Annotated in this window: 9 protein-coding genes and 1 pseudogene; 4 read left to right on the top strand and 6 right to left on the bottom strand. The window is 58.2% G+C overall.

Going from position 1 to position 10,209, the window contains the following annotated elements:
- From AAC035_RS13375 to sthA, 3 genes are all read left to right on the top strand, one after another.
- Positions 1-625, top strand: a 625-nt coding sequence (locus AAC035_RS13375) for an FAD:protein FMN transferase (protein ID WP_339804981.1), incomplete at its 5' end; no start/stop codon positions are given.
- 11 nt (positions 626-636) lie between these two features.
- Positions 637-894, top strand: coding sequence for a (Na+)-NQR maturation NqrM (gene nqrM / locus AAC035_RS13370; RefSeq protein ID WP_339804979.1), 258 nt, complete (start codon positions 637-639; stop codon positions 892-894).
- A gap of 82 nt (positions 895-976) precedes the next feature.
- On the top strand, positions 977-2,368 hold the full coding sequence (gene sthA, locus AAC035_RS13365) for a Si-specific NAD(P)(+) transhydrogenase (RefSeq protein ID WP_339804978.1): 1,392 nt from the start codon (positions 977-979) through the stop codon (positions 2,366-2,368).
- Between the two features lie 26 nt (positions 2,369-2,394).
- On the opposite strand, the gene AAC035_RS13360 is transcribed toward sthA, so the two are convergent.
- From AAC035_RS13360 to mscL, 6 genes are all read right to left on the bottom strand, one after another.
- The gene (locus tag AAC035_RS13360; protein WP_339804977.1) at positions 2,395-3,195 is read right to left on the bottom strand and encodes a glycerophosphodiester phosphodiesterase; all 801 of its coding nucleotides are present in this window, start codon (positions 3,193-3,195) and stop codon (positions 2,395-2,397) included.
- On the bottom strand, positions 3,192-4,316 hold the full coding sequence (locus tag AAC035_RS13355; protein ID WP_339804976.1) for a 3-deoxy-7-phosphoheptulonate synthase: 1,125 nt from the start codon (positions 4,314-4,316) through the stop codon (positions 3,192-3,194). The genes AAC035_RS13360 and AAC035_RS13355 overlap by 4 nt, the downstream gene beginning before the upstream one ends.
- 44 nt (positions 4,317-4,360) lie before the next feature.
- Positions 4,361-4,819, bottom strand: coding sequence for a TerB family tellurite resistance protein (locus tag AAC035_RS13350; RefSeq protein ID WP_339804974.1), 459 nt, complete (start codon positions 4,817-4,819; stop codon positions 4,361-4,363).
- A 62-nt stretch (positions 4,820-4,881) separates the two neighbouring features.
- Positions 4,882-5,832, bottom strand: a complete 951-nt coding sequence (gene tal, locus AAC035_RS13345) for a transaldolase (RefSeq protein ID WP_339804972.1) — start codon at positions 5,830-5,832, stop codon at positions 4,882-4,884.
- A 220-nt stretch (positions 5,833-6,052) separates the two neighbouring features.
- Entirely contained in the window at positions 6,053-7,090 is a 1,038-nt protein-coding gene (gene dusA / locus AAC035_RS13340; RefSeq protein ID WP_339804970.1) for a tRNA dihydrouridine(20/20a) synthase DusA, read from the bottom strand.
- A gap of 169 nt (positions 7,091-7,259) precedes the next feature.
- Positions 7,260-7,667: a large-conductance mechanosensitive channel protein MscL gene (gene mscL, locus AAC035_RS13335; RefSeq protein ID WP_339804968.1), complete on the bottom strand. Its 408-nt coding sequence runs from the start codon at positions 7,665-7,667 to the stop codon at positions 7,260-7,262.
- A gap of 195 nt (positions 7,668-7,862) precedes the next feature.
- Here mscL and potA point away from each other — a divergent pair.
- Positions 7,863-8,906 (top strand): annotated as a pseudogene (potA, locus tag AAC035_RS13330) (spermidine/putrescine ABC transporter ATP-binding protein PotA); the annotation flags it as partial.
- Positions 8,907-10,209: the final 1,303 nt, after the last annotated feature.

The following is a 10,209-nucleotide window of genomic DNA, read 5'->3' as shown; positions in this document are numbered from 1 at the left end:
ACGTCCTGAACAGGTGCCACTCCCGGACCTGCTGGCCGAGGTTCATCGTGCCACCGGCTATGCCAATCTTGAGTTTGATCCTGATCAGGTGGCCATCAGGGCGCGGTCAAAGCAGTATCTGGATCTGTCGGGTATTGCCAAGGGTTACGGTGTTGATGCAGTGGCTGAGTATCTCGAGGGGCAGGGCGTTGAACGTTACCTGGTTGAAATCGGTGGCGAGATCAGGGTCCATGGCCGCAAGCCTGATGGCAGCGCCTGGCGCCTGGCAGTGGAAGAACCGTCAGAAGGCGATCGGGCAATCAACCGGGTGGTGGCGATGGATCGCTATGGTATGGCGACGTCCGGTGATTATCGGAACTATTACGAATTTCAGGGTCAACGGTATTCCCATACCATAGATCCCAATACCGGTTATCCGGTTGATCACAAGCTGGCATCTGTTACGGTTGTAACGACGACCGCCATGGAAGCGGATGCCTGGGCAACGGCATTTACGGTCATGGGGTATGAGGCGTCGATGGCGTTTGCAACCCGCAACAATATGGCAGTCTATTTTATTATCAGGGATGGCGACGGGTTCAGGGTTGATCATACCCCGGCGTTTGCCACCTATCTTATTCAATAACGGGGGGTTCTATGGGTACCTTTCTGCTTGTTCTGGTCATTGTTGCTTTTCTGCTGGCCGCCATGTCGGTAGGCGTTATTTTTGGTCGCAAGCCAATCAGTGGCACCTGCGGTGGCATTGGTGCACTGGGTATCGGCGGCGCATGCGATATCTGTGGCGGTGACACCAGCAAATGCGAAGAAGAAAATGACAAGGCAGCGGTCGCTAACCCACAGGCGCTGGCTTATGACGCTGCCGAAGGTTCGTCCGTTAACAGGACGCCTCATTAACCCGGGGTCCGAGCTCATCCTGGTGAAACGTCGGGGTGTTCCGCAAGATTATTCACCACGCTGATAAGGAGTTGCTGTACTGATGGCAGAACATCATTACGACGTCGTGGTTATTGGTGCAGGCCCGGCCGGCGAAGGCGCTGCCATGAATGCCACCAAAAACGGCAAGCGGGTAGCGATTGTTGAAGACAAGCCTCAGGTGGGAGGAAACTGTACCCACTGGGGGACTATTCCTTCCAAGGCGCTTCGTCATTCGGTCAAACAGATTATCACGTTCAATACCAATCAGATGTTCCGGGATATCGGTGAACCACGCTGGTTCTCCTTTCCCCGTGTGTTGCAGAGTGCGCAAAAAGTTATCAACAAACAGGTGAATTTGCGGACCCAGTTCTATGCCCGTAACCGGGTTGACCTGATCAACGGTCGCGCCCACTTTCTGGATGCCAACCGGATTGAGGTGCGAGGCAACAAGTCGGCTGAGGTGCTGCACACCAAACACGTGGTAATTGCTACCGGCTCACGGCCCTATACCCCGCCGGATGTGAATTTCCGCCATCGTCGTATCTATAACAGCGATACCATTCTGAATCTGTCCCACACCCCCCGCACCCTGATTATCTATGGGGCGGGCGTTATCGGTTCGGAATACGCATCGATCTTCGCGGGCCTGGGGGTCAAGGTCGATCTGATCAACCCCGGCAGCCGCCTGTTGTCGTTCCTGGATGATGAGATTTCCGACGCATTGAGTTATCACCTGCGCAACAACGGTGTGCTGGTTCGTCACAATGAAGAATACGAGTCGGTAGACGGCGATGACCACGGTGTTGTGCTGACCCTCAAGTCCGGCAAGAAGATCCGTGCTGATGCCTTCCTCTGGTGCAATGGCCGTACCGGCAATACCGACAAGCTGGGACTCGAAAATGTGGGTCTTGAACCCAACGGGCGTGGTCAGCTGGCGGTCGACGAACATTATCGAACGCAAGTGCCGAATATCTATGCGGTGGGTGATGTGATCGGCTGGCCGAGTCTGGCAAGTGCAGCTTATGATCAGGGCCGGGCAGCGTCGTCTGATCTGGTGGAAGACAATTACTTCCGCTACGTTTCTGACGTGCCGACGGGGATCTATACCATCCCGGAAATCAGTTCGGTAGGAAAGACCGAGCGTGAACTGACGGAAGCAAAGGTCCCCTATGAAGTGGGCCAGGCATTCTTCAAGGATCTTGCCCGGGCCCAGATTACCGGGGATGCTGTTGGCATGCTGAAGATTCTGTTCCACCGGGAAACCCGGGAGCTTCTGGGCATTCACTGCTTTGGTGATCAGGCGGCCGAGATCGTCCACATCGGGCAGGCCATCATGAATCAGCCTGGCGAAGCCAATTCACTGAATTATTTTATCAACACGACCTTCAACTACCCCACCATGGCAGAAGCCTACCGGGTGGCGGCACTGAACGGTCTGAACCGGATTTTCTGAACGGTGAAGACCGTACTCTGTCCGGCTTAATGGCCGGGCAGAGCATTTCCCTCGGCGGATGATGGTTCCGCAGGCATCGGCTCTGGCAGGCGAAAGTTGCTGGCTGAGCGGTTATCAAAGTAGATTCTGGTATTGGTCGGGTAATCAGTGATGATGCTGTCGACGCCCATGGCCTCAAGGGCCAGCATGTCGTGGATCCGGTTGACGGTCCAGGCCGATACTTTCATGTCGCGCCGGTGGGCGTCAGCTACCAGGGTTTCGCTACAGATCCTGCCACTGGGTATCAGGTAGTCACAGCCAAGCCGGGCGGCCGTTGATACCGGCCGGGGAAAGCGACGTGCTGCCACGTACCCGATACTGGTCTTGCGGTTGCGGCGTTTGATCTGCTGGAGAAACCAGGTGTCCGAAGACGTTACTGTAACCTGCTCAAAAATCCGGCGTCGCTGGATCATCTCGATCATGCGATTGCCCAGAATATTCAGGCGGCTGCGAGTATCGGTCTTGACCTCAAGCTGGAAGTGGATAACTTCGGGGCAGCTGTCCAGAACCTGCTCCAGGGTAGGGATGAAGGCCGGGCGGGACCATGGTGCAGTGTTGGTCCTTGCGTCCATGCGGTTGAGCTCATCCGCGGTTTTGTCGGTAACCCGGCCCGGCTTGCCGGTGGTGCGGTCGAGGGTCAGATCGTGAATGACCATGGGCACGCCGTCAGATGACAGCACAACGTCCAGCTCGAAATGACGGATGCCCGCCCGATAGCTGTGAATGAACCCCGGTAATGTGTTCTCGGGCGCCTCTCCCCGGGCGCCCCGGTGTCCGTAGATGATCATTGCTGTGAAGCGTCTCCTTTTCGGTAGAGAACACGACGTTTCTGCCAGAGTTCGTGGCAGCCCCGCACATCTTCAATAAACGTTGATAATTCATTCATTAACAGTGCCTGAGGGCCATCTACCAGGGCTTTTTCCGGTTTCGGGTGAAAGTCCACCAGCACCATGTTGGCGCCTGCAACGATGCCCTGGGCAGTGGCGTGCATGACCTCTGGGATGCCATCGGGTGCCCGGTCACGACTGCCTACCGAATGGGATGGGTCAATACAGACCGGCATGCGGGTCAGCCGTTTTACTGTAGGCACGTGGGCGAAATCCACCATATTGCGGTGGGGCTGGCCGGCTTCGGTTTTCATGCCACGCAGACAGAAAACAACGTTGGCATTACCCTCGCTGGCCAGATATTCCGCCGCGTTGAGGGATTCGTTGAGGGTGATGCCGAAGCCCCGTTTCAACAGTACCGGGTAGGTTTTCTGGCGCCCGATGGATTTCAGAAGTTCAAAATTCTGGGTATTGCGGGTGCCCACCTGCAGCATCACACCGGTAGGCCTGCCCAGCTTCTCCAGACACTCATCAATTTCGTCAATGTGGCTTTCGTGGGTGATTTCCATGGCAATCACCTTGATGCCGTGTTTGCCTGCTGCTTCAAACACCCAGGGCAGACACCCCTTGCCATGACCCTGGAAGGAATAGGGGTTGGTGCGGGGTTTATAGGCGCCCATGCGGGTGCAGACCTCGCCATGCTCTTGCAGGGCTTTCATCATCATGTTGACGTGTTCCGGGGTATCCACGGCGCACAGGCCAGCAAAAATGTTGAGATTGTCCTGATTGAAGGCTACACCGTTGTAGGTGAAACCGGATTGCCGGTTATCATCCCGGTGGCGGCCGAGAATGCGGTATTCATCGGAGATACGAATGACCCGTTCGACCGCCGGCAGCGCCTCAATCTCATCCTTGTCGAGGGATTTGGTGTCCCCGAGCAGGTAGATTTCGGTCAGGGTCTGGGTGGCGCCTTCCACTTCATGAACTTTTACAGCGATTCCCGGGAGATTGTTGAGGAACTCCATCGTGTGACGATAGGGTTCGCTGCCGAGAGGGGTGTCCGGGTGAAGAATGGCTAACATGAGCTGACTCCTGTGTGCAGGTAACCTTTCAGGCCTGGGGACGTTTACTGGCTGTCCTGTTCGGCCCGGTGGCGTGCCTGCATGAACTCGCGATGGTTAAGATGCAGCAGATCTGCAATACGGCGAATAAGGTGTTCTTCGTACTTGTCCACCCGGCCATCAGCCAGCGCCACATGCCAGATGCTTTGCAGGACCGCCTGTTTGCTGTTCTGGCTCAGCTGTTCGTTAAGCACGCCGGTGAACTGATACAGAGAGGTGGCATCATCGGCATGGGACAGGGCATCATCGAGGATCTGCCTGGCTTCATCTTCGGTGACCTCGTGAACCCGCACCGCACAGTTGATGATGGTCTCCAGTTCCCGGTCGTCCTCCTGGTTGTCAACTCTGGCCAGCTGCACCATAAGTGTAGTGGCAGCTACCGCAAGCTGATGCCGGTCGGGATCAGGATTTCCTCCTGCGGTACCGGTATCGGGAAATAACAGCTGTCGAAGACCTTCAATCATTTTGAATCCACTCCTCCGTTGGTACGGCTGCCGGGTATACGCTGGTGGTCCCGGCCGTATTTCTACAGGCTTATCTGTCGCTCAAGGCTGATCTGGTCTGCCGCAAACCGGCGAATACCGTCCGCCAGTTTTTCGGTGGCCATGGCATCTTCGTTGGATTCCCAGCGAAACGCTTTTTCATCCAGCTGCAGGGGCTCGTCGTCACTGTGAGGGTTATCCGGCGACAGCTTGCGCGCCAGGGTACCTTCATCTTCTTTCAGCTCCTGGAGCAGGGCAGGACTGATGGTCAGCCGATCGCAACCGGCCAGCATCTCGATCTCGCCGATATTGCGGAAGCTGGCACCCATGACCACGGTCTGGTAGCCGTAGGTTTTGTAATAGTTGTAGATACGGGTGACGGACTGTACGCCGGGGTCATCTTCCGGCGCAAAGGCGTTCTGGTCGCTGTTGGCCAGATGCCAGTCCAGAATCCGCCCCACAAACGGCGAAATCAGGTAAGCGCCGGCATCCGCGCAGGCAGACGCCTGGGCAAAGGAGAACAGCAGGGTCAGATTGCAGTGTATGCCCTCTTTCTCCAGTACTTCCGCGGCCCGGATGCCTTCCCAGGTGGCGGCTATCTTGATCAGAACCCTGCCGGTGTCGACCCCTTGCTGCCGGTAAAGCTCCACCAGGCGGCGCGCTTTGGTGATGGTTGCATCGGTATCGAAGGACAGCCGCGCATCCACTTCGGTTGACACCAGGCCCGGGATCAGCCCGAGAATTTCCTTGCCGGCCAGTACCGCCAGCATATCCGTTGCGGACGCCAGCTGTTCTGCATCGGAGCCACCCTGTTCACGGGCGAAATGGATGGCCTTATCCAGCATGGGACGGTAGCCATCAGAGGCCGCTGCTTTCAGCAGCAGCGAAGGATTGGTGGTGGCATCCTGTGGCCGCCACTGGGCAATGGCGTCCAGATCGCCGGTATCTGCCACGACGGTGGTCATGGTTTTCAGTTGTTCAAGCTTGCTGGTCATTGGTCCTGTCCCGTTTGTTATCTGAGCGCCGGTTCCGGGGCGCCGGAGGTGAAAGCAGCGGTTGGAATCACCGCCCGCCTGAGGCCGGTGATGGCAACGCCATTCAGGTTACCTGATACAATAACGGGCGCCCTTGGCAGGAACAAGACAACCCGGTGTATGAGGCTGATAAAGCAGGGTTACGTACGAGTAATCTGAATGCCAGTGTCCGGTCTGGCCGTCAGGCATCAGCAGGAAGCGCTTTGCTGCACTCCGGTACCCGGGCCAGCGCGGTCTCGATAACCTCGATGCCAGCGCCCGCTTTGTGGGCATTCTCACTAATATAGCGGCGGAACTGACGGCCCCCTGGCTGGCCATGAAACAGGCCCAGTAAATGTCGTGAGATATGGCTGAGGAACACGCCCCGTTTCAGCTCGGACTCAATAAACGGCAACATGGAGGCAAGCGCCTCGTGGCGGCTGGCGACCGGTGCCGGTCGTTCAAAGAATACCGGGTCAACCTCCGCAAGCAGCCAGGGGTTGTGGTAGGCCTCCCGGCCCAGCATCACGCCATCGGTATGGCGCAGATGGTCGTGACACTGGTCGAAGGTTTTTATGCCGCCGTTAATGATGATTTCAAGTTGGGGATAGGCCTGTTTCAGTCGATAGACCCAGTCGTATTTCAGCGGAGGTATGTCCCGGTTCTCTTTCGGACTGAGGCCTTCCAGCACCGCAATCCGGGCATGAACGATGAAGGTTTCGCAGCCAGCCGCGGCGACCGTTTCAATGAATTCGCAGAGCTGATCCCAGGACTCGCGGCCATTGATGCCAATGCGGTGTTTTACCGTCACCGGCAGGGACGTGGCCTCCTTCATGGCACGCACACCCTCGGCAACCTTGTCCGGATGGCCCATCAGACAGGCGCCGATCATGTTGTTCTGAACCCGGTCACTGGGGCAGCCGACGTTCAGATTCACCTCATCAAAGCCGTACTTTTCTGCCAGCGTTGCACATTGGGCCAGCTCTCCGGCGTCGCTGCCCCCCAATTGCAGCGCAAGCGGGTATTCCAGCGGATCATGGCGCAGAAACCGCGCGGTATCGCCGTGAATCAGCGCACCGGTGGTAACCATCTCGGTATACAGCAGTGTGTGCCGACTGAGCAAGCGGGCCAGATAGCGAAAGTGGGGCGTGGTCCAGTCCATCATCGGAGCGACGCAGAAACGCCGGGAAATGTCCGTATCGGGGCCTGAGTTGTGGCTTGAGCCAGCGGCGGAAATCATGAACAGCCTTAATGGATAATAATGAGCTTTGATGCGGGCGGAGATTATACAGTAAGTGCAGGATTGATGTGTGGGGGTACGGTCGGATTTCATGCCCGTGCCTTGCCGGCCATCACGACAGGCAAGGCAGGCAGGGCCGGAGTGGTGTCCTCTGGCCGAACGCTTCCCATTATTGAGGTTGGTTTTTCAACAGGTCCCTGATCTCCATGAGCAATTGTTCCTGGGCGCTGGGCGCCGGCGGTTGCGCAGGGGTTTCTGCCTCTTTCTTGCGCATGCTGTTCAGGGCCTTGACCGCCAGGAACACGGCGAAAGCGACGATGATGAAATCCAGGACCGACTGCAGGAAAACACCGTAGCGCATGGCGACGGCTTCTCCGCCATCGGCGGCCTCCCGAAGGATGATGGCCAGGTTGGAAAAATCCACGCCACCGATCAGCAGGCCAATGGGCGGCATCAGCACATCGGCGACGAATGACGACACAATCTTGCCGAAGGCGACACCGATGATGATGCCCACAGCCATATCAACCACATTGCCTTTAACCGCAAATTCCTTGAATTCTTTCATCATGCTCATGGCACACTTCTCCTTGTTGACGTCACGGACAGGCCCAGTCAGATGGCCGGGCCAGGTGCCCCTTCCGGCAATGTCGGGGGCCAGCTTCACTATAGTCCAGACCGGCAGGGAGCACCTGTTCCTGATTGTGGTTTGTGTTTTGCTCAAAAGGTCTTTTTCTGAAAAAATAGCCAGCTCATCATCCGGGCCGGAAAAATGACTCAGAAGACACTGCTTTCCTTACGAAATCTCACCAAACGTTTTGGTGACCGCACGGTGCTGGATGGCCTCGACCTGGATATCCGGGATGGCGAGTTCATTACCCTGTTGGGCCCTTCCGGTTGTGGCAAAACCACGCTGCTGAGATTGCTGGCAGGCTTTGAGCAGGCGGATGCCGGCACCATTGAGCTCTCGGGAACGGAGATCACCCTGCTATCGCCGGAACAAAGGCCGTTAAACACGGTGTTCCAGAATTACGCCCTGTTTCCCCATATGACGGTATTCGACAATGTCGCCTACGGCCTGAAGATGGAAAAGCGGCCAAAGCAGGAAATCCGGCAGCGGGTGGATGATGCCCTCGCCATGGTTCAGCTGGAGAATTTTGCCGGCCGAAAGCCGCACCAGCTCTCCGGCGGCCAGCAACAGCGGGTGGCCATCGCCCGAGCGGTGATCAAACGACCGCGACTGTTGTTACTGGACGAGCCGTTATCGGCTCTGGATTACAAGCTGCGGCGTACCATGCAGGTTCAGCTCAAGCGCCTGCAGCGGGAACTGGGCATCACTTTTGTGTTTGTGACCCACGATCAGGAAGAAGCCCTGTCCATGTCCGATCGGGTGGTGGTGCTGCGTGACGGCAGGGTGCAGCAACTGGGGACGCCCCGGGAAATCTATGAGCGTCCGGCCAATCTGTTTACCGCCCGCTTTGTGGGCGAGACCAACCTGTTCCCCGGAGTATTGGAAAAGGTGGGGGTAGAAGAGATAACCGTTGATGTGCAGGGTTATCGCCGAACCATGGGGCTGCCGTCGTTCACCTGTGAGGTGGGCCAGCAGATCCATGTGATGTTACGCCCTGAGGATATCCGGGTACTGGCGCCGGACGCCGATCACGGTTTTGTCGGCAAGGTCATTGAGCGCAACTACAAGGGCAGCACCCTGGACTCGCTGATCCAGCTGGAGAACGGTGCCGAGATTCTGGCCAGTGAGTTTTTTGACGAGGACGACCCGGCGTTTGATTACCGTCTCGGCGAGCCGGTCCGGGTGGGCGAGGGCATAGTTCCAGGCCGTGTGGCCGCCCATCGAGCTGCCGGCGAGCGTGAAGCGCTCTATGCCGAGTTCCCGCGTTACATGGTCGATCGTGTCTACGAATTGGGGGATGCCCGTCTGCGAGACATCGAGGCAGCGCGACAGGCCGTGGCCCGGCAGGTCGAGCGAGACGACGCGATAGTCCTTGCGCAACCCCTGGACCCAGGGCTCCCATGTGTGCAGCGAGGCCGAGAAACCGTGCACCAGGACGAGGACGGGCGCATTACGAGGGCCGACATCCCGGTAATGGACACGCATGTCCCCGCCCATCGGCATGAACCGGCTTTCGGTATTGGCATACATGGATTCCAACCGGTCATAGGCGATGTCCGACCGGCGCATCACGAACCATCCCGCCCCCAGAATGATCGCAACCGTCACAAAAACAGCTATCAGGCGTCGCAGCATCGAATAGGTCCCTCCCCGGATCTGATTCATGTTCAGGCGGCAATAGGGTCGACCCGGCTGCGCCTGTCAATCGGTGTCGGATCCGTTGCAATCCCTACAGGTTGCATCTTTTTTCAACCCGACCGTTCGTTGTGTGCCTGCGAGGCCGTCCAGGAGCAGAAGCCGGCCGACCAGCGGCTTACCGGCGCCGGTCACGAGCTTCACGACTTCGAGCGCCATGGATGCGCCGACAATCCCGGTCAGCGCGCCGACGACGCCGACTTCATCGCAGGCCTGCGCATCCGGCGGCGTCTCGGGCACCCAGCAGCGATAGCAGGGCGCATCCGCCTGCACACCGGACGCAAAGACGCTGACTTGCCCTGTCCAGCCGGCAGCGGCGCCATGCACCATGGGGCGGTGCGTGGCGTGCGCGATCGCGTTGAGGGCATAGCGTGTCGGGTAATTGTCGGAGGCATCGACGAGTATCTCGCCCGCCAGCGGGTGGCTTTCGCTCCAGCGGTGCCGGTGCCAGCGGATATGCGAATCCGGATGGGCGTCCTGGAGGCGGGCGGCCAGGATTTCGGCCTTCGGGCGGCCGACATCGGCTTCGCCAAATTGTATCTGCCGCTGCAGGTTCGAGCGGTCCACCAGGTCATCGTCCCATATCTCGATCTGGCCGATACCGGCGGCCGCGAGATAGAGCGCGCAGGGGCCACCCAATGCGCCTGCTCCGACAATCGAGACCGAAGCCGCGCGCAGTTTCTGCACGCCGGGGCCGCCGATCTCCTTGAGCAGGATATGGCGCTTGTGACGGTCGATATCGGTGGGCGTGAGGGTCATGGGCGGGCGGCGCGCAGGGCAGTGGAGGACGAGG

Origin of the sequence: uncultured Marinobacter sp. (genome assembly GCF_963974375.1) — a bacterium.
Taxonomy (GTDB): Bacteria; Pseudomonadota; Gammaproteobacteria; order Pseudomonadales; family Oleiphilaceae; genus Marinobacter.
The sequence above is the reverse complement of the archived record's forward strand: the minus strand, read 5'-3'. Positions and strand labels throughout refer to the sequence as shown.

What these genes read in the sequence shown, in the direction of transcription:
- AAC035_RS13360 (WP_339804977.1), bottom strand. Translation starts at nt 3,195, where the DNA reads ATGATCATCTACGGACACCGGGGCGCCCGGGGAGAGGCGCCCGAGAAC.
- nqrM (WP_339804979.1), top strand. Translation starts at nt 637, where the DNA reads ATGGGTACCTTTCTGCTTGTTCTGGTCATTGTTGCTTTTCTGCTGGCC.
- AAC035_RS13355 (WP_339804976.1), bottom strand. Translation starts at nt 4,316, where the DNA reads ATGTTAGCCATTCTTCACCCGGACACCCCTCTCGGCAGCGAACCCTAT.
- AAC035_RS13350 (WP_339804974.1), bottom strand. Translation starts at nt 4,819, where the DNA reads ATGATTGAAGGTCTTCGACAGCTGTTATTTCCCGATACCGGTACCGCA.
- tal (WP_339804972.1), bottom strand. Translation starts at nt 5,832, where the DNA reads ATGACCAGCAAGCTTGAACAACTGAAAACCATGACCACCGTCGTGGCA.
- dusA (WP_339804970.1), bottom strand. Translation starts at nt 7,090, where the DNA reads ATGATTTCCGCCGCTGGCTCAAGCCACAACTCAGGCCCCGATACGGAC.
- sthA (WP_339804978.1), top strand. Translation starts at nt 977, where the DNA reads ATGGCAGAACATCATTACGACGTCGTGGTTATTGGTGCAGGCCCGGCC.
- mscL (WP_339804968.1), bottom strand. Translation starts at nt 7,667, where the DNA reads ATGAGCATGATGAAAGAATTCAAGGAATTTGCGGTTAAAGGCAATGTG.